Origin of the sequence: Bradyrhizobium sp. Y36 (assembly GCF_002531575.1) — a bacterium.
GTDB lineage: Bacteria > Pseudomonadota > Alphaproteobacteria > Rhizobiales > Xanthobacteraceae > Bradyrhizobium.
Window position 1 is genome coordinate 162798 of the sequence record NZ_NWTI01000003.1, and the last position, 19352, is coordinate 182149.

General features: G+C 66.4%; 19 protein-coding genes. 16 read left to right on the top strand and 3 right to left on the bottom strand.

Translation table 11 applies throughout. The features are described from left to right. The first annotated feature begins 4 nt into the window (after positions 1-4). From CO669_RS07485 to CO669_RS07520, 8 genes are all read left to right on the top strand, one after another. On the top strand, positions 5-613 hold the full coding sequence (locus CO669_RS07485; protein ID WP_097659142.1) for a hypothetical protein: 609 nt from the start codon (positions 5-7) through the stop codon (positions 611-613). Then, entirely contained in the window at positions 610-1620 is a 1011-nt protein-coding gene (locus tag CO669_RS07490) for a hypothetical protein (protein WP_097659143.1), read from the top strand. Before CO669_RS07485 ends, CO669_RS07490 begins: the two co-directional genes overlap by 4 nt. Before the next feature lie 68 nt (positions 1621-1688). Further along, positions 1689-3131, top strand: coding sequence for a coiled-coil domain-containing protein (locus CO669_RS07495; protein ID WP_097659144.1), 1443 nt, complete (start codon positions 1689-1691; stop codon positions 3129-3131). A 58-nt stretch (positions 3132-3189) separates the two neighbouring features. Next, positions 3190-5316 (top strand): type III secretion system export apparatus subunit SctV, encoded by a 2127-nt coding sequence (gene sctV, locus CO669_RS07500; RefSeq protein ID WP_097659145.1) that lies wholly within the window; start codon positions 3190-3192, stop codon positions 5314-5316. Further along, positions 5313-6479, top strand: coding sequence for a MotA/TolQ/ExbB proton channel family protein (locus CO669_RS07505; protein WP_143278633.1), 1167 nt, complete (start codon positions 5313-5315; stop codon positions 6477-6479). The genes sctV and CO669_RS07505 overlap by 4 nt, the downstream gene beginning before the upstream one ends. Beyond that, positions 6476-6988, top strand: coding sequence for a hypothetical protein (locus tag CO669_RS07510; protein ID WP_097659147.1), 513 nt, complete (start codon positions 6476-6478; stop codon positions 6986-6988). The genes CO669_RS07505 and CO669_RS07510 overlap by 4 nt, the downstream gene beginning before the upstream one ends. Further along, positions 6985-7749 (top strand): hypothetical protein, encoded by a 765-nt coding sequence (locus tag CO669_RS07515; protein ID WP_097659148.1) that lies wholly within the window; start codon positions 6985-6987, stop codon positions 7747-7749. Before CO669_RS07510 ends, CO669_RS07515 begins: the two co-directional genes overlap by 4 nt. 18 nt (positions 7750-7767) lie before the next feature. Beyond that, entirely contained in the window at positions 7768-8025 is a 258-nt protein-coding gene (locus CO669_RS07520; protein ID WP_097659149.1) for a hypothetical protein, read from the top strand. A gap of 35 nt (positions 8026-8060) precedes the next feature. On the opposite strand, the gene CO669_RS07525 is transcribed toward CO669_RS07520, so the two are convergent. The 3 genes from CO669_RS07525 to CO669_RS07535 form a co-directional block, all read right to left on the bottom strand. Continuing rightward, entirely contained in the window at positions 8061-10394 is a 2334-nt protein-coding gene (locus CO669_RS07525; protein WP_097659150.1) for a secretin GspD/PilQ domain-containing protein, read from the bottom strand. Between the two features lie 449 nt (positions 10395-10843). Continuing rightward, positions 10844-11206: a type III secretion system chaperone family protein gene (locus CO669_RS07530; protein WP_097659151.1), complete on the bottom strand. Its 363-nt coding sequence runs from the start codon at positions 11204-11206 to the stop codon at positions 10844-10846. Between the two features lie 24 nt (positions 11207-11230). Continuing rightward, the gene (locus tag CO669_RS07535; protein ID WP_143278634.1) at positions 11231-12814 is read right to left on the bottom strand and encodes a hypothetical protein; all 1584 of its coding nucleotides are present in this window, start codon (positions 12812-12814) and stop codon (positions 11231-11233) included. Between the two features lie 91 nt (positions 12815-12905). Between CO669_RS07535 and sctI the strand changes: the two genes are divergently transcribed. From sctI to CO669_RS07575, 8 genes are read left to right on the top strand one after another with little or no spacing between them, the layout of a single operon-like run. Beyond that, positions 12906-13292 carry a type III secretion system inner rod subunit SctI gene (sctI, locus tag CO669_RS07540; protein WP_097659153.1) on the top strand — a complete coding sequence of 129 codons (387 nt, stop codon included), beginning with the start codon at positions 12906-12908 and terminating at the stop codon, positions 13290-13292. Between the two features lie 49 nt (positions 13293-13341). After that, positions 13342-14157, top strand: a complete 816-nt coding sequence (gene sctJ, locus CO669_RS07545) for a type III secretion system inner membrane ring lipoprotein SctJ (RefSeq protein ID WP_097659154.1) — start codon at positions 13342-13344, stop codon at positions 14155-14157. Next, positions 14154-14966, top strand: a complete 813-nt coding sequence (locus tag CO669_RS07550) for a hypothetical protein (protein ID WP_143278635.1) — start codon at positions 14154-14156, stop codon at positions 14964-14966. Before sctJ ends, CO669_RS07550 begins: the two co-directional genes overlap by 4 nt. Beyond that, positions 14945-15625 (top strand): FliH/SctL family protein, encoded by a 681-nt coding sequence (locus CO669_RS07555; RefSeq protein WP_158228751.1) that lies wholly within the window; start codon positions 14945-14947, stop codon positions 15623-15625. Before CO669_RS07550 ends, CO669_RS07555 begins: the two co-directional genes overlap by 22 nt. A 47-nt stretch (positions 15626-15672) precedes the next feature. Continuing rightward, entirely contained in the window at positions 15673-17022 is a 1350-nt protein-coding gene (gene sctN / locus CO669_RS07560; RefSeq protein ID WP_502694460.1) for a type III secretion system ATPase SctN, read from the top strand. Beyond that, a complete protein-coding gene (gene sctO, locus CO669_RS07565) occupies positions 17019-17495 on the top strand; it encodes a type III secretion system stalk subunit SctO (RefSeq protein WP_097659157.1) in 477 nt (158 codons plus the stop codon). Before sctN ends, sctO begins: the two co-directional genes overlap by 4 nt. A 50-nt stretch (positions 17496-17545) precedes the next feature. Beyond that, a complete protein-coding gene (locus CO669_RS07570) occupies positions 17546-18202 on the top strand; it encodes a hypothetical protein (RefSeq protein ID WP_143278636.1) in 657 nt (218 codons plus the stop codon). Between the two features lie 35 nt (positions 18203-18237). Continuing rightward, positions 18238-19341: a FliM/FliN family flagellar motor switch protein gene (locus tag CO669_RS07575; RefSeq protein ID WP_097659159.1), complete on the top strand. Its 1104-nt coding sequence runs from the start codon at positions 18238-18240 to the stop codon at positions 19339-19341. Positions 19342-19352 lie beyond the last annotated feature (11 nt).

The following is a 19352-nucleotide window of genomic DNA, read 5'->3' on the forward strand; positions in this document are numbered from 1 at the left end:
CGCGATGTCGGCCGAGCCCGCAGTTCATGGAGACGTTCTGACCACCGGTGCTGACGCCGATCCGGGCGCGAGCGAATTCCTCCTGCTGGAAGAGCTCTTCGTCGCCGCCGCGACCGCAAGGGGCCTGCCGGGCCGCAAGATTGTCGCACGGCTGAAAGATGGCGGCCTGCTCGGCCAGGCGCTCGGAATCAAGCGCGAGGCGATCGAGCTTCTCTATGCCCGGGCCCATCGCTGGGGAACGATCGGCGAGCACGCGCGAGCCGAGCGGCTGTTCGCCGCGCTCTGCGTCATCGACACCGGCTGCGCCGATCATTGGGTCGGCCTCGGGATCTGCCTGAGGGCGCGTTCACTCTGGCCTGACGCGGTGGCCGCCTTCGAGCGCGCGACCGCGCTGCGGCCAGACTGGGACGTCCCGCATTTGCACCTGCTGGAACTGTGCGCCCGCCATCGCGACTGGACCAGGGCAGCAGCAGAGCTTGCCGCCTTCGAACAGAAGACGACAGCCCAGACACCAGCCGCCCTGATCGCGGAGGCCGGCCGTTACCGCGTCGCCATCGAACTGCGCCTGTCCGGACAGGCAGGCGCGGACCGCGCAGAGGAACCAGGGCCATGACGCCGATCGACGGTCTCCTTCACACGCTCGATGATCTGCTGCGCACCAGCCTGACGGCCGAGATTGCGAAAGCGCTCGCCCCGGGATCCGATGATGAGACATCGCGTGAGATTCCCGCGGCGGGCAGCTACGGCACGGGCGCAACGTCGGTGCCGACGGGCACGCCTGGCTTTGCCGGCCTGCGGTTGCCCATGGCTTTTTCCGACCGGCTCGAGACCGAGATCGTCCGCACGCTCTTGATGAGTCTCATCGGAAGCGCCAGCCCCGGTGCGCAGGAGGCGCCGTCCACTGCACTATCGGCCGCAATCCGGCAGGCCCTTTCCGCGCAGCCCGGCAGCGCCGCGGAGCAGCAGGGCTTCGCCTGGGAAGACGCAGCTCAACTACTCGCCAGGCCGTCTTCGGCCCCTCGCCTCGCGATGCCCCTGCATCAGCAGGTCGTCGCGAGCGGTTCCCGCACTGATCTATGGGAAGGCTCGACGTCCGGATCGAACGCGCAGCCGCAGCGCGGCGCAGTGATCGATTCCGGTACGCAGCCGGCAGCCGATCGGGCCAGTGCGGACGCCGCGACATCCTCCGAACAGCAACCGCGCGCGGCGGACAAGGCGCACAATGCCGGCATCCAGACGGCGGCCAGCTCGCCCCTCGGCGAGATGCGAGGCATCATCGCTTCGTTCGCATTGAACGCCGCGATGATTCCGGGATGGCCCTACCAGACGCCGTTCGCGGCCGGCGCCCCGAAGATCAGCGACGAAGAGCTTCTCGCTTATCTCGCCAATATGGGCGCGCAGGGCCAATTGGTGGAGAAGCTGCGGAAGTCGCGGCCGCCCGCCGGCAAGCGGCTGCTGATGTGCCTTGCGGCCATGCTGACCGCGATCGAGACCGTCGTCGACGCGATCGCCAGCGAGCTCGCCTTGCTGGCCGGGGACGAGACGGCGCTCGCGCAAGATCGGGCGGCTGCGAATGCTCATGGGCGGACCGGGGCGCGGCACCGGCTCTACATCGAGTGATTTTCTGCACAACGATGGCCGTGCGCCCCGTCTAGGCTCGTGCCGTCCATCAAGCAAAGGAAGATACGATGTCCTCCGTCTCAGGCATCTCGCCCTATGCGTCCTCCCTCTGGCTCGACTTGCCGGCCGAGCCGACCGGCGGCCCGCGGCCGGACGGAACATCGGGAGCCTTTGCCACCGGCCTGCCGCCCATCGGGCCCTCGAGCGACGACGCCAGCCTGCAACTCCTGGCCTCGATCCTGCAGAGCGACGGCAACAAGGCCGCGGCGAACCGGATTCGCTCCCTCCTGAGCGGCTTTGCCGGCGTGATCGGCGCGATCGGCGCCAATGCCGTCCAGCGACAACGGCTGGTCGAGCAGAACGCCGCCAACGCAGTCGAGATCGCCAAGCTGCAGCAGCAGAAGGACAGTGCCACGTCCGATCTCGCCGCCGCGCAGGACAAGCTGCAGCACGACCAGAAGCTCGACCCACCCGATCCGGATCTCGTCAAGGCCGACATGGATGCGATCGCGGCCCTCCAGGCCTCGATCGCCGCGTTGACGCAATCGATCAGCAACCTCCAGACCCAATCGGATGCAAACGCCGCCCGCATCGCCGGCCTGCAATCGGGCTTCCTCGGCGGCTTCGTCTCGATCGCAGCCGCAATCAGCCGCAACCTCGCCAGCCAGCAGCGCAGCATTGACGCGGGCAATGACAGCTCGATCAGCCTGATCGAGAGCATCTATGCCGACGTGCAGCAGTTCCTGAACGAGGCTCAAGCCGTCAAGGAGCAGCGGCAGCTGCAGGGCCGGGCGGCCGATGAGAAGGAGATCACGACGCAGCAGATCGAGATCTCGACGCAGCAAAACGTCGGGACGGCGGCAGCGCTGCAAGGCGCGGCCGAGATCGCTGACAACAGTCAGGTTGAGGCGCGGGAGGCGACGGCTCAAGACAGGAAGGAAGACGCCATCGCGCAAGCCGATCGGCCATCGCAGGAAACCGCCCGCCCCGATCCGGCGCGCGCGAATGGGCTGGCCGGGCCCTCCAACGAGCCGTCGGCGCGGTCCGGCGAAGCCGGGCGGACTGAAGCGGAGCCTATCGCCGCCGCGCTGGCCGCGCGCCCGGTAACCGCCGGCATTGCAGATGCGCCCGAAGACGATCTCGTGCGGGCCGACCGTCGAGCTGACCGCGGGATCGCAGGTGGTGCGGACCGATCGCGAAGCTTTGCCCCCGCGGATGACCTGCGTGACGATGCCAAGGCCGCGGTCCTGCGCCAGCAGCTCGGCGCGAATTCAAATGCCGCCGCGCTCGCCGAGCAGGCCGCGGACGCCCGCGAGATCGCCGGCCGAACTCAGCGGCACGATGCGATCGGTCCAGACGCGATCGATCAACTGGTCAGCCGCGCCGACCGGCTCGTGGCGACGTTGAACCATCTCCTCAATCCGCCAGCGGCCTCCCCCGACCCGTCAGGACTTGGTCTCACCTCCGCCAGCCTGCAGGACGGCTCGGGACGGCTGCGGATCCCAATCTAGCTCCGTTCGGGCAAGCCGAGACGCGGGGCTCGCCGCAAGACGACAACAGGATTTCAACATGCTGACCGGTTTCCTACGAACGATCTCCAAGCGAAACGACCTGATGCTGGCGTTCATGCTGGTCTGCATCGTCTTCATGATGATCCTGCCGCTGCCGACACAGGTGATCGACCTTCTGATCGGCATCAACCTGACGCTGGCGGCGATCCTGCTGATGGCGTCGGTCTATCTCCAGAACGTGGTCGAGCTGTCCTCGTTTCCCTCGATCCTGCTGCTCACCACGCTGTTTCGGTTGGCGCTCGCGATCTCGACGACCCGTCTCATCCTGATCCAGGCGGACGCCGGTCATATCGTCGAAACGTTCGGCCAGTTCGTGGTCGCCGGCAATCTCGTCGTCGGCCTCGTCGTGTTCCTGATCCTGACCATCGTCAATTTCATGGTCATCACCAAGGGCTCCGAACGCGTCGCGGAAGTGTCCGCGCGATTCTCGCTGGATTCGATGCCCGGCAAGCAGATGTCGATCGACTCCGACATGCGCGGCGGCCAGATCGAGCTCGGCGAGGCCAAGCGCCGCCGCAACAAGCTCGAAAAGGAAAGCCAGCTCTATGGCGCCATGGACGGCGCCATGAAGTTCGTCAAGGGCGATGCCATTGCGGGCCTCATCATCATCGCCATCAACCTGATCGGCGGCATCGCCATCGGGACGCTGCAACACGGCATGACGGCCGCCGAGGCGCTGGAGCGCTATTCGCTGCTCACCATCGGCGACGGCCTGGTGTCGCAGATTCCCGCGCTGTTCATCTCGATCACCGCCGGCTTCATCGTCACCCGCGTCTCCTCCGAGGAGAACAAGGACCTCGGCACCGACATCGCCTCCCAGCTCATGAACGAGCCCAAGGCGCTGATGATCACGGCCGGCATCCTCGGCATCTTCGCCATCGTTCCCGGCTTCCCGCCGATCGTCTTCATCGCCCTGTCGATGGCCTGCGCCGGCGCCGGCATTCTGACCGCACGCGCCCGCAAGCGCAATCTGTCCGACCAGCGCACGCAGGAGATGCCGGCGCTCGCCGGCGCCTTGTCCGGCGGCGACGTCCCCTCGTTTCCGAAGGACGACCCCGAGGACAATGAGCCGATCGAGAACGTCAAGTTCACCCTCGTCGTTCCCCTGATCGTCGACCTCTCCTCCGCCGTCCGCAACTCGATCCGTCCGAACAAGCTCGACCGCGAGGTGGCGCGGGTGCGGCGGGCTCTCTATTTCGATCTCGGCGTGCCGTTCCCCGGCGTCCATCTGCGCCTCAACGACAATCTGCGCGAAGGCCAGTACCGCATCCTGGTGAACGAGATTCCGGTCGCCGCGGGAATGCTGCAGCCGAACTGGTTCATCGTTCGCGAGACGGAAGAGAACCTCAACATGTTCGACATTCCGTTCGAGCGCGGTGAGGACTTTCTGCCGAACACGCCGAGCTACTGGGTCCAGATGAAGCATCTGCCGCTGGTCGAGCGCGCCGGCATGCAGATCATGACGCCGTCCAGCATGCTGACCTATCATCTCGCGCACGTGCTGAAGAGCCACGCGTCCGAATTCATCGGCATCCAGGAGACCATGTACCTGATGAACCAGATGGAGGACAATTTCGCCGAGCTGGTGCGCGAGGCCACGCGCGTGCTTCCGGTCATCACCATCACCGACGTGTTGCAGCGGCTGGTCATGGAGCAGATCTCGATCCGCGACATGCGCACCATCCTCGAAGGGCTGGTCGAATGGGGGCAGCGGGAAAAGGACCCCATCATCCTCGTCGAGCACATGCGCGGCGCCATGTCCCGCTACATCACCCACAAGTTCTCGGGCGGCCAGAACATCATCCCCGCCTATTTGCTCTCCAAGGAGATCGAGGACGCGGTGCGCGGCGCCGTCCGGCAGACCAGCGGCGCCTCCTATCTGGCGCTCGCACCCGACATCCACCGCCAGCTCATCGCCTCGATGAAGAACGTGATCCGCAGCACCGGCCAGCACAGCCTGTCGCCCGTGCTGCTGGCGCCGATGGACATCAGGCGTTTCATGCGCAAGGTCATCGAACGCGACTTCCCCGATCTCGCCGTGCTGTCCTATCAGGAGCTCGAGCCGAGCTCGAACGTGCAGCCGCTGGAGAGGATCAAGCTCGTCAACCAGCTCTCCGCCGCGTGACCTTGATCGCCGCGACCGCAGAGCACCGGGAATCTCCCGATCAGGCCGATTCGCGGCTTCGCATCGACTATTGGCGGGTGCGCATTTACAGCATCGGCTTCATCATTTCCTACCTGCTTTATCTCGGTGCCGGCGGCTTCGAACACTGGCCGGTGCTCGCCGCCACAGTGCTCCTCGTGACGTGCTTCGGCGCCTGGAGACTCCACCACGGATGGTTGCGCGGCGGCATCATCGCCGGGACGATCCACGCGCTGCTGTTTCCCTTCATCGTGCAGGCCCTGTCGTCTGGCGAGCCGATCGTCGCCCTCGTCGCCCGCTTTCCGGTCTGGCCCCAGCTTCTCGTGACGCTGATCGCAAGCCGCGCCCTGGCGAGCGAAAGCCACCTCGCCTTCGCCCGTTTCTGGCTGAGACCGCTCGACTGCAGCGGGCCGGTCCAGATGCAGTCCGCCGCAGCGCCGGCCGCGCTCGCCTGCTTCCTCGTTCTCTTGTTCTATCTGGTGACACCACACCTCATGGTTCCCGGCTCCGGACCGGTGCAGTCCATCGTCGTCTCGGCGGTGCTCGGACGGACCGTGGTGCACAGCGCCATCATCTTCCTGTTCTTCGTCGTGATGGCCTCGATCTTCGACGCCGCGCTGCTGCATGTCGCGGATCGAATGGTCATCGCCGGCTTCGGCCGCATGATCGCAGCCGAGCGCGACGATGGCCGCCGCCCCGATCTGTCTGCCATCCTGACGCGGCAATTCGCACCGGCCGCTCACACCCGCGCGGTCCGGCTGCTGAGCGCCGCGATCGACGGCGCCGATCCGGATGCTGCCACTCCGTTGCGTCTCGCGGCGCTGTCGTTCGATCGCTTCCAGTCGGCATCGCGCCAATTCGTGCGGTCGCTGCTGCCGCTGTTGCCGTTGCTCGGCTTCCTCGGCACGGTGATCGGCCTTGCGAGCGCGATCTCGGACCTTCCTCACGATCTGAACGCGTCGTCGGGGCACAACGTCGACATCTCCGCAAGCCTCGCCGGGCTCGCCGTCAAGTTCGAGACCACGTTGCTCGGCCTGATCGCGAGCATCATCTGCTCGCTCGCCCTCGGCCTGCTCGAGAAGCGCGAGACCGAGCTCGCCGCGATGTGCCTGCTGATCGCAGACGATGCGCGGGAGGCCCGATGATCGCCCCGCCCAGCATCCTCGACACCGTCACGCCGGCTGCCGACGAATTCGATCCGGTGCTGGCGAGCGATCCGCTGGCAGACCTGCTGCTCAGCGTTGCGGCCGTCATCGTGCTGGCGGTCCTCGCCATCCTGCCCAGCCTGCCGCAACGAGACGCCGCGGCGACCGAGGCGGAGGCCGGCTTTCAACTGGACGGGCGCCGCGTCACGCCCTGGCTGGCGACCGGAGCCGGACTTGCGATCGACGGCTCCCGCACCGATCCGGTCCCGCTCGACCGCATGTTTTCCGACCAGTCCCTCGCTGCGGCATTGCAGGTGATGCAGCGCAGCGACGGGCCGCTGGTGCTGTTCATCGCGCCCGATGGCAACGAAGCGGCGTTCCAGTTCGAGGCGATCGCGAGCCGGCATGGCATTCGGCAAATCCACCAGGTGCGCCTGGAGCCCGGTTGCGAACGAGCCATCGTCGCGCACTGCATGCGGCAGCCTCGTTCGGGTGAGCAAATCCGATGAGATCCGCACCGGCCGGCATCTCCGCCCTGACCGACATCGCCGCGAACCTGTTCGCCTTGATGCTGCTCGTTCTCATCCTGCTGCTCGGCGCCCGGTCCGGATCACCCAGCTCCTCTGCGCAGGCACCTGCAACGATCGACGTGGAGAGCGACCTCGTCAGCGTTGCCCGCGCGCCGCTCGGCAGCGAGGAGCTCTTCGACCTTCTGTTCGAGCGCCGCCAGGATTCCGGCTCGATCCGCATCGATCTGCTCAGTCAGGGACTCGTGGTTACATCGCAGGGCAAGACCGAGCGCTTCGGCGTCGCCGACAGCGCAGGGCCGCACCTCGCTCGGCTGATCGCCGCCCGCAAGACCCCGATCGGGCTCTACGTGTTCAGCCCGCGCTTTTACCGCGCCGTGGTCGCGACCCTGGCGGCATCGGGCGCGACCTGGCGCGAAATCTCGGTGCCGCAGGCGCTCAAGAGCGGTCTGACGGCGAGCGACCAGGGCTGGTCTGACGACTTCATCGGATTGATCTCGACCTCCTCGGATCGCGCGCAGTTTCGCCAAGGGCTTGCCCGGCTGCTCCAATCGGGCCGCGACGAGGCGGCGGCCCGCGCGTTCAGAGCTTCAGGCGGACAAGCGCAGTCGAACAGCATCGGCGAACGGGCCGCACACTGGTCTCGGACGGCGCTCAACGCCGTCGTCGTCCTCTTCGGGCTGATCTTCATCATCTGGGTCGAATTCCGCCGGCGCCGGGCGTTGTCGGCCGATACGGCGTAGCAAGACACGGAGAGAGCCATGCCTTTCGACAGCGACCCGATCCAGCGCACCGCCGGCCCCCTGCCGCGCTTCCAGACCGAGGCCGGCGGCCGGGATCCGCTGCCGCTCGGCTCGCCGCTGGAGGCGAAGAAGCAGGTCGAGGCCGCGCACAAATTCGAGAGCTATCTCGACGCGCATGCGAGGCGATCGCACGAGACGCGGATCGAGGAACGCGCCCTGCTGTTCAGCACGCTTGCGCATTTGCGCGAGGAGAGCATCTATTCCATCCAGATCTGACACGTGATCGTACGCGGCGGTCCGCACCCGCAAGATCACTCACGGATGCGCATCGCGCCGCGCAACTGACGCGTGATGTTCTCGATCTGGTTCGAGGCCCGGATCACCCTTGGCGTGATCAGGATGATCAATTCGCGGCGGGACACGTGGTCACTCGTCTGCTTGAATAGCTCGCCGAGCACCGGAACGTTGCGAACCACCGGAATGCCATTCTCGGTTCGATCGACGCCTTCCTGCATCAGGCCGGCCAGCATGACCGTCGCCCCCGATTGCGTCAGGATATCCGACTTCACCTGCCGGGTCTTGATCGTCGGCGTCAATCCGCTCGTCGTGTCGTTCGATATCGCATCGCTGACCGACTGATCGATCGTCAACAGCGCCGAATTGTCGGCCCGGATCCTCGGCGTGACCTCGAGGATGATACCGGTGTCCTTGACGGTGATCTGCTGAGTCACCGTCGTTCCGGTGTTGAGCTGCGCGGTGGCCGTCGACGACGAGAACGGAATCTGGTCGCCGATGACGAGGCGCGCCGTCTTGCCATCGATCACGGTCAAGTACGGCGTGGAGATGACCTTCACATTGGTCACCGCCTGCAAGGCCCGCAGGATCACGTCGACCGTCGCACCCTGTACGCCGAACTTGGCATGGACGAACCCCCCGCCCAGATTGGGGCTGAGCGCACCGTGGGGCGTCGAACCTATCTCCAATCCCTTCGAAGTGAGAAACGCCTCGACGCCGCGATCCAGCGTATCGTTCAACGTCACTTCCGCGACCGTCGCCTCGATCACCACCTGCGCCTGCGGCACGTCGAGCACCTTCAACCGATCCCTGATCAGCTTGAAGAGCGAGTAGGACGAGTACACCATCACGGCGTTGCTGCGCGTGTCGGCGACGAACTTCACCGGCGGCGCCCCCGCCACCGCCACAGCGACCGGCGTCTGGCCAGCGAGGCTGGACGCGATGGCGGCCGCGGTGCTGCCATTGCCGGGAGGCGCCACACCGCCGGCCGGCGGCGACGCACCGCCGCCCAGCGCAAAACCGGGGGTGCTGAAGCCGCCGTCTTCCGACGCGACGCCGCGGGGGACCTGGATCGGAGGCACCGGGACCGCCGACGGAGCGGACGCCGCGGCCTGGCCGGGCTGCGCGCTCGCAGCCACGGGCGCCGCCGCAGGTGCGGCAGCGGCCGCCGAGACATTGCCGCTCGCGGCGTAGATCGCCGTCAATTGCGGCACGACCTCGTCGGCACCGAGATGAATCAGCGGGATGATGCGCATCGCCATGTCACCACCGGTGTCGCGGTCGAGACGCCGGATCAGCTCCTTCAGGCCCTGCAGCGCCCGGCGGTCCTTGGCGCCGATCAACAGCGCCTGCTGGTTATCGAGCGGGACGATGGTCGCGGCCTGGGCCTGCCCGCGGTAGAATTCGGCGAGCTGCTGAGCCATCTTCTCCGGCGAGCTCTGGCTCAACGGGACGATGGCGACGCGATCGTCGCCCAGGCTGTTGTCGGAGATGCTCACGAGCTCGGCGATCTTGTCGAGCTCGGTCGCAGGCGCCTTGACCACGATCGAGCTGCCGCCGCTGGCCGCGACCATCGTGATGTCCTCCGGCACCAGCTGCCGTACGAAGGCGATGACCTCGTTGGCGCTGCCCTTGCGCAGCCGGAGCACACGAGTCACCTGGTCGGTGGCGCGCCCGGGCGCCACGGTCTGCTGCAGCCCGGCCATCGCTTCGGAGGTCGCGATCTGGTACACGCCGTTCATGTACCGCATCTCCAGCCCGTTGCGGCCGAGCACGTCGCGCACGACCTGCAGCACCTGGTTCTTGGAGATCGGCTGCTCGGTGCGGAACGTCACCGATCCCGCCATGTCGTCCGGCGCGACATAGTTGACGCCGAGGGCACCGCCGAGCATTTGCTTCAGGAAGAAGTCGAGCGATGCCTTCTCGAACTTCACCGTGACCTTTTCCTCGGGATCGAACTTGTTGGCACCGGCCGACCGGATCTCCGCAGCATCCTTGCTGCTCACCTCATCGTCCGAGGGAACCTCGACCTTCAGCGAGCCGGACCAGGCCGAGATCGGCGAGCGCGCTGCCGGCGGCTGATTGACCCTGCTCGGATCGACATTGGCGCCGCGGCGCACCTCGGCTCCCGTCCAGAGTCGGGAACTGTCGTCGCCGCGATACACGGTCTCGCGCGTCGTCTCGGCGGACAGCACCCCGCCATTGCAGCCCCTGAATTGGAGCTGGTCGGGCGGAAGGTTGGCGCGATCCGCACAGCTATCGGCGTTGAGGAATGCGCAGCCGGACGTCAGAAGCGCAACCGCAATCAGCGCCGCGACTGTCGCAACGGCAGAGCGCCCTGCACGTCCCATCAGACCGAGGTCCTTCTTTCGCCCGGCCCGGGCAGCGGCGCGCAGCGACGCATCGCGCGATCGTGCCGGCCGCGGACGAAGGTGGCCCGGCGCAGGTCCCTCTTGCCGGTTGCGACGATTCGGCGGCCCCCTGACAGCGGCGAATGATTCTCGCGAGAAACACACTTCAAGCTGAAATCTCCAGGTCCCACGGCTCAATATCGCCGCCGGCGCAAACACGAATGGTGTCCCCCGGACGCTTCCTTGCCAGAGCAACGGAATCCCGGCGTCCTACGTTCGAACGATGCAATGCGTTTTCTCCGGCACTCCCCGATCGGCCGGTGCAAAAAGTGCAATCGCTTCAATCCGGCCGTGACGATTCAGTGATGATCTGCGGCGGCGGCAAGCGAGATTCTCGCGCGCTGTTGCAGGAAAGCCATCGTCGCGCGTCATGGAGTCGAGCTGTCCGATCACTGGAGCGAGCGATGCAGTTCGTCGAGCCGCGACAGCGCCTCGTCGAGCGATTGCAGATCAAATCGCGGCTCGTCCATGTCGATCGCAAGCGCGAGTGCCCCATCGATCGCCAGTCCGGCGTGGACCATGGATCCGCTGAAAGGGTCGTAACCGGCGATGTCCAGCAGGTCCTTCAGAACCGCTATCCCCGATCGACGTGGCCTGCGCGACAGGCAGACGATGATCCGCTGGCCGTCTTCCGCCGCCATGATCGACAACGTTCCGCGCTCGGCGAATTCGAATCCGTAACTGAAGTCCGGAGCCGGCTGTGCGACAATTCCGGCGTTTCCGGCAAAGGCCTCGATGACCCGCAGCGCCATCACGGAGAGCTGCGCCATCTCGCCCTATGCCGCCGACGTGCCACTGCTCTCTTCATAGAAACGTTCCTCTTCATCGGTGAGCCGTTGGCACAATGCGCCGAGTGCCAGATGCTGAAGCATCCGCTCCTTGGCATTGGACCAGATTCCGTCCGGCAATCTGCTGTGCAGATCCATCAGGCCGTTGGCGAACACCACCTGGCTCGCGAGCACGGCACTTGCAACCGGACCAAGCAGGACGCGCGTATCGGAAGGACCAACCACGGGCTTGGCACAGAACAGCAGTAGCACCGACGTCATCTTGACCGGTTCGGGCCGCCATTCGAAGCGCGGCAGATGCGGCTCCGTCAGACGCAGCAGTTCGCGCGTGTCGTCATACGCGCTCCTCAATTGCCAGAGCTTCTTCAGCTCGGAGGTCAACGAGCGCAGAAACCCTCGATCGCTCTGCCGGGTCACGCCGGCAAGATCACTGCCGATCTCGGCGAGCAATGCCGGCAGGCTGCTCTCCAGTCCGATCGCGACGAGCTCATCGAACAGCTCGCCGAGATTCTTCAGCTCGCGAAGCCTCTTGCGATAGCGCCTGCGCACGGCGGCGGGGCTGGTTTCGAGCGATTCCGCCGCAAGCAAGGCCTCCTGTGCCGCGATCACCTGCGCCAGCGTGGCCTGCGGCACGATTCCGTCCAGCTTGGCGGACAGCAGGCTCAGCATGTTGAGGAAAAGCGGGTTGGCGCCCCTGGATTCAAAATAGCCGCGCGCCAACGCCACCGCCGTCGCCTTGTCGGTGATACTGCCGAACTTGCCGAGCGCTTGCATCAGCTTGCTCTCCAGATCCTCCTCGTCCTGCGCCTGCCCTTCGTCGCCACCGCTTCCGCCTTCGCGATCGCCAATGGTGCGGATGCGCTCGTTGTCGAGTTGCCCCGCCTCCTGCTCTGCAAGGGCATCGGCGCCCTCAACCGGCTCGGCGTCCTCGGCCCGATGCTCATGCGCCGCATCGCCGCCGGCGAGTTCGGCGAGGCCGTCGATGAATTCGAACATGCGCGGCAAAGCCGTCTTGTCGATCTCGGGCAGCTCGGCCAACGTTTCATAGAGGGACGTCGTCGTCACCGCCGGGTCCTGCTGGACGCGGCGCGCGAGGTCCTGAACGTTGGTCCGCACCGCCGTCACCACGCCGGCACCTTGCGCCGCCGCTTTGGTGATCACCGCATTGTCGAGCGTCGGTCGTACGGCCTCACTGCGATAGCTGCCCTGCCGCTCCGCCACCAGCCCGGTTCCGACCGGCGAGCTGGCGTTCTCGGCGGCGACCGACTGCCGGACCGTCTCGACCGATACTGCCACCACGCTCTCCTTCGGCGAACCGTTTCCTTCCCAGGATATCAAGCCAAGCGCGAGCGGCGTGTGCCGCAGATTACAGGCCGCGCGCCCCGCCGCCGAAGGAACCGTCGCGATACACCTCGACATCGCGAAAAGCTGATCGACGTTTCGATCGAGCCTCGTTCGATCGAGGGATGTTGGGCATTTGGTTTGGTGATAGATCCGCTCGCAGCAGGGGCATTCATCTGGATCGCCCATACTTTTGATTTTTTGTTTCGGGAGAACGCCGGTGGCTAGCATAGGCTTGACGGATTTTTCGCAAACTGCGGGCACCCCAAAGGTTGGATGGCTTGAGCCAAGCGAAGCGGCGGGTCAGCGCTTTTCAGCCGCAATGGAGAGGACCGCGACGAACCGATCCGCCGCCTCGCCTCCTCCCGAGGTTGCCAGCGCGACGCGTCCCGAAACCACGATCGCCGCGAATGGCGGCACCGCCGCCGACGCGCAGGATCGCGCACGCCAGGCATTGGACCTCAATCCGCCGAAGACGGCGCCTGCGCCTCACGGCGACACGATCCTGCACGGATTGCAGAATCTGCGCGGCGTGTTCGACAAGCAGGAAGCACGCATCGGCAATCTCGCTTCGGCGCGCGCGGCCGACACCAACACGCTGCTGGCCATGCAGATGGAGGTCGCGAAGTTCTCCGTGCTCGTCGACGTCACCTCCAAGCTGACCGGAAAGTCGACACAGGCGCTCGAGTCGCTGCTCAAGGGGCAGTGACCGCCAACCATCGTCGCTTTCAGGACTCACAGCAAGCGGAGCTGCCCGCATGGGCCTGCGTATCAGGGCTTTGATCGTTCTCGCTACGCTCGTGCTCGCGGGGTGCCAGCAGGAGGTCTACTCCAATCTGTCCGAGGCCGATGCCAACCAGATGCTCGCCGTCCTCACGGCCAACGGCATCGCGGTCGACAAGGCCTCCAAGGGAGCCAAGGACGGATTCGCCATCTCGGTCGACCAGCGCGACATGTTGCGCGCGATCGCGCTGCTCAAGGACACCGGCTATCCCAAGAGCACCTATGTGTCGCTCGCCAAGGCGTTCGAAAAGACCGGCATCATGTCGACGCCGTTCGAGGAACGGGTCCGCTACATCAATGCGCTCGGCGCCGAGGTGTCGCAGACATTGAGCCAGATCGACGGCGTCGTCTCGGCACGGGTTCATATCGTGCTGCCGGATTCTCCAACCCTCGGCCAGCCGGTCAAGCCGTCCTCCGCCGCGGTCTTCATCAAGCACCAGCCCGGCGTCGATCTCGATTTCTTCCAGCCCCAGATCCGCCGCCTGGTTTCGAGTGCGGTGGAAGGGCTGGATTACTCGGCCGTGACGGTCGTGCTGATGGACGCTGCCCCCACCAAGCTGAGCACGGTGGCACCGGCCGACCGGCCGAGGACCATCGAGCTGCTTCCCGGTCTCAGCGTCGTCGAAGGCAGCCAGACCCGCTTCTGGCAGATTGCCGCGGGAACCGGTGCAGTGCTCGTCGTCCTGCTCGCCCATAGCTTGATCTCACTGCTGTCGTGGTGGCGCAGCCGCCGACAGGAACGCGGCGCTCGCTCTCCCGCGACGGCAATGGCCATGGTGGAGCCGTCGTGACGGCAGCCCTGGCAGCTGACCTGGCAGCGCGAGCCGAGGAGCTCCCCGCCCCGGCGCGGCCTCCGCTCCCCGATATCCCGGCGACGCCCGATCCGCGCGGGGAGGCCAGAGCGCTGGAATTGGCCGTGCGTCTGGCATCGCTGCTGAGGCGCCCGATCGACTACATCGACCCGCTCCAGCGCGAGCTGGATTCTCTCGAGCCCCACGTGATCGGCGCCATGTCCGATCATCCGGCGTTTCGCGCACCGATCAACCGCGCCGTCGCCCGCCGGATCGGCTTCGATGCCGTTCCGATCGACGATCTGATGCTTGGCCGCTTGCGCCGCGCCCCCTCCTCCCGCCTTGCGGTCGCGATCCTGACGGCGCCGATGGACGAGGTGGCGGGGATGGCGAAGCTGCTGGCGGCCGCGATCCTGTCGCGGCGGATCCGCGGCACGGTCATGAAGGCCGATCGCGAGCAGATCCGCGACGCACTCGGCGACGGCGTCCTCGAGTTCGCCATCCAGGAAGTGCCGGTGCTCTATCCCGCTCTCTGCGAACTCGACCTGACGCCGCGCCAGGAGCCGCTGCAGCCGATCGGAGAGCACGGCATCGCCGGGCAGATCGAACAGCTCGGATTAGCCGCGATCGGCAGGTTTCTCGACATCGCCGAACCCTCGCTCGCCGGCCCCTTTGCGCTTCGCCTGCCGCCCGCGACCCATGATGCCGCGCGCGCCAGTGCGGTTGGACGTTTCGAGACTATCCATTGTGATCAACTCATGAAGATCGTGCGCCGGAGACAACAATCGTGGTCGGCTATTATCGGTTGAAGGAATTCGACTACGCGCTGGCAGCCGGCGCACATATTCTGCCGCGATCCGAATTTGCAGCCATCGAAGAGGCCAACCGGCTGATCGCGGGCGCGGAAGCCACGGCTGCGGACCTGCGCCATCGCGCCGAATTGTCGTATCAGAGCGAGACACGCCGTGGCTACGAGGACGGTCTGGTCGAGGCGCGCATTCGATCGGTCGGCCAGCTCATGGAGGAGAGCCGCACGCTCGACATGGGGCTGGTGGCGATCGAGCGCGACCTCTCCCGCCTTGTCGTCGAGTGCGTTCGCAAGCTCGTCGACGGGTTCGACGATTTCGCGCGGGCCGAGGCGCTGGTGAAGGCCAGCTTGCGGCAGATGCGGCGCGAGAAGAGCGCCGAGCTGCGGGTCTCGCCCGGCCTGCACGCGCATTTTCGCGAACGTATCGCTGCCATCCTGCTCGAATTCCCGGAAGTTCAGCTCGTCGACCTCGTCGAGGATCCGACGCTGCAGGGATCGCGCATCATCCTCGAAACCGGCGTCGGGCGTGTCGACGGCAACATCGCGGAACGGTTCGCCGACCTCGAAGCGGTCATCCGCAGCGCACACGCGAAGGCCGCCGCCGACGTGCTCGACGCCCTCAGCAACCACAGCGACGCTTCGAACGAGATCCAGCCGTGAACAAATACGCAGGCTCGAACGACACCGCCGCCTTCGACGTCGCCTCGATCCGCGCCGCCCGGTCGGCGCGGATCACCTCCCGGCTGGGCGGCTTCGTCACGGACCTGCGATCGCGGGTCGCCACCTTCGAGGCGTTCCATCTCACGGGTCGCGTGCGCAAGGTCGTCGGCACCATCATCCACGCCGCGGTTCCGGACGTTCAGGTCGGGGAGATCGTCGAGCTCTACACGCGATCGACCGGCAGCAGCCTGCTCGCCGAATGCGTCGGCTTCCTGCAGGAGGAAGCGCTGCTGTCGCCGATCGGCGAGACCCACGGTGTCTCGCCGCGGACCGAGGTGCGCCGCACCGGCCGCGTGCAGTCGGTCGCGGTCGGCCCGGGGTTGAAGGGCCGCGTGCTCGACGGGCTCGGAAACTTCATCGACGGCCGACCCGAGCGTTTCGAGCCCGAGGCCTGGTATCCCGTCCACAAGGGCTCGCCCGACCCGATGAAGCGGCGGGTGATCGACCGGCCGCTCACCACGGGCCTGCGCGCCATCGACGCCCTGCTCACACTCGGCGAAGGCCAGCGGATGGGGATCTTCGCGGCGGCCGGCGGCGGCAAATCCACCCTGCTGTCGATGATGGTCAAGGGCGCGCATGTCGACGTCACGGTGCTGGCGCTGATCGGCGAGCGCGGACGCGAGGTTCGCGAATTCATCGAGCATGACCTCGGCCCCGCGGGCATGGCCAAGGCGGTGCTGGTGGTCGCGACCTCCGACAAGAGCCCGATGGAGCGCGCCAAGGCCGCCTATGTCGCCACCGCCATCGCCGAATATTTCCGCGACCAGGGCCAGCGGGTGCTGTTCCTGATGGATTCCGTGACCCGCTTTGCGCGTGCCCAGCGCGAGATCGGCCTTGCCGCCGGCGAGCCCCCGACCCGGCGCGGTTTCCCGCCCTCGGTCTTCGCCACGCTGCCGAAGCTGATGGAGCGCGTCGGCATGAACGACACCGGCTCGATCACGGCGCTCTACACCGTGCTCGTCGAGGGCGACGACATGAACGAGCCCGTCGCCGACGAGACGAGGTCGATCCTCGACGGCCATATCATCCTGTCGCGCAAGCTGGCAGCGGCAAGCCACTATCCGGCCATCGACATCCTCAACTCCAAGAGCCGCGTCATGGATGCGATCGTCCCGAAGCGGCAGATGGTCATGGCGCGCAAGGTCAATGCCTGGCTCGCGGCCTATGCAGACATCGAGCTCTTGGTGAAGGTCGGCGAATACAAGAAGGGCGCGGACCCGCAGTCGGACCTCGCGATCGACAAGCACGAGCCGATCAACCGGTACCTGCAGCAGGCGACTGACGAATTCGACGGCATGGAAGCGACGCTCGCCAAGCTCGCGGAGCTGACGTCATGATCGAGCAGCTGAAACTATTGCTGCGGCTCAAGGAGCTGAAAGAGGACCGCGCCTTGCGCGCCGTCAACACCAAGCGCATCGAGGTGTCTTCCGCGCTCGCCGAGCTCGATCGCGCGAAAGGCCACGTCAGCGAGAGCAAGAGGACGTTGCCGGAGCGCGAGGACGCCATTTACGAGCCGATCATCGGCCGCATCATCGACCACGACGAGATCGAAGAGACCAAGGGCCGGCTGTGGCAGCTGGAGAACCAGCACGCGAGGCTCGTGGATGCCTCCGATCGCGCCGCTCACGTCCATGCCCGCCTCGAACGGCAATTGAAGGACGCCGTCATCGTCCATCGTCAGTCGATGAAGGAGCGCGACAAATATTCGATCCTCACGGGCACCATCGGCGACGAGCTCCGCGGCGAGGCGACATACCGGGAAGAGATCGAGATCGAAGACGTGTTCAGCTCGAGAAGCAGGAGGACATGATGATCAATGTCGGCAGATCCGGCAGCGGCGCGTTGCCCGGGAACGGACTCATGACCCCGCGTGATGTCGGCGTCGACCCGCGCCTCGGCACTGGCCCTCAGGCCGATTTGACCGATGGCGGATCCCTCGACTTCGACGAGGACACCACGGGATCGTCCTACGCGATGACGGATCGCGAGGCCGGCTTCCTCCGCAGCTTCCGTGCCGCCGTCCGCGAGTCGAAGCGCGATTCAGAGGGCGAGAACGGCCAGGAGCAGCAGACGCCGGAGCCGCGCGTGCTGGCGACGGCCGAGCAGCCACGCTGGACCGGATTGCCGACGCCGGCTGATGCGGCTCCCGCCCCCGCCGCCGCATCGTCGACCGACGAGATCGTGAACGCCGTGACGGACGCGATCGACCGCTCGATCCGCGCCGATATGGCGCCCCGCGATGGCGCTCCGCTGCGGCTAGCCCTTACCTTTCCGCAGGAAGGCCTCGGCCTGACCGGACTGTACATCACGCTCACCCCCACCACGCTGGACGTCATCTTCGAGCGCACCGGCCCGGAACTCCCGGAAGCACTCGTCCGTGCCGCCGAAGCCCTCGCGGCACGGCTGTTGACGCGCCAGTCCAAGAAGACCGTCCGCATCCTCGATATCGAGAAGCGCCCTGACGCGGCCAATCGGGAGCCCGAAGCTCCGCCGCCGCCGCTCAGCCTGTTTCTCTGATTGTACCCCATCGCAATGATCGCCGACTTGCGCCCATGACCATCGTTCACTGGCAACCGCCCGCGTTCACGGCCGCGCTCGCGCACCACGAGCTGTGGAACGCGATCCTGTCATATCGCGAGGTGCCGCTGTCACAGGGTGCGTCCTCCGCGGCGTTCCGGTTTTCGGCGATCGATCCACCCGATCCGGCGATGCCGGCGCTCCTGGTGCAACCGGACGGCGGCCCGCTCTTCGCAGCGATCATCGACACTTTCCCGTTCGGAGCGTTGTTCGGCGCCGATCTCGAGATGCCCGATGTTCATGACCTGCCGCCTGCGCTGCGCAGCTGCATCGAGGAAGGCATGGTCGGCACCATCTGGGATGCGATTCCCGACAACCACATGGGCCGTCCGAGGATCGTCGCGCGCGGCGCATTGGTGGACGTAGCCCCCCGCATCGGCGGAGCGCTGCATTGGTTGTCCCTGAGCATCGATCGCATCGCGACCGAACCGGTCAGGCTGTCCATCGGCGCGACGATGTCCTCGTTCGCGTCAGTGGTCGCGTCAGGCGCGTTTGCGCCGGCGGCCGTCAACAGGGGATTGGCGGACAGCCTTGCGACAGAGGCCTGCCACACCCTCGGAAGCCTTCGATTGTCGTACCGCGATCTCGCGGCGCTCCGGCCGGGCGATGTGGTTGCGCTCCCGCAACTGCCGCCGGACCTCATCGTGCTGCGCGCGCAAGGCCGCGCGCATGCCTTCCGCCTCACCGACGAAAACTGGGTTTGCCTCGGCCATGAAGTCACCGAGCGCTACCGGCGATCCCTGCTCGAGAGAGTGAACAGCATGTCCGAAGACCACGATCCTCTGCCCCGGACCGGCGCAGATCCGCAACCGGATGTCGCGGCAGCCGACGCGCCCGTCGCGACGATGGCCGAACTCGGCGTCATCGTCGATTTCGACGTCGGCCGCATGAGCATCCCGCTCGCCCAGGTCCAGGCCTGGCAGCCCGGCGCCATCGTCTCGCTCGATCGTCCCGCGCTGGAGAACGGTGTCGAGGTCGCAATCCGCGCGAACGGCCAGCTGATCGGCACCGGCGATCTGATCCGCATCGACGAACGCATCGGCGTGCGCATCACCCGCGTCATGTCGTCTTCGGCCTGAAGCACCGGCGG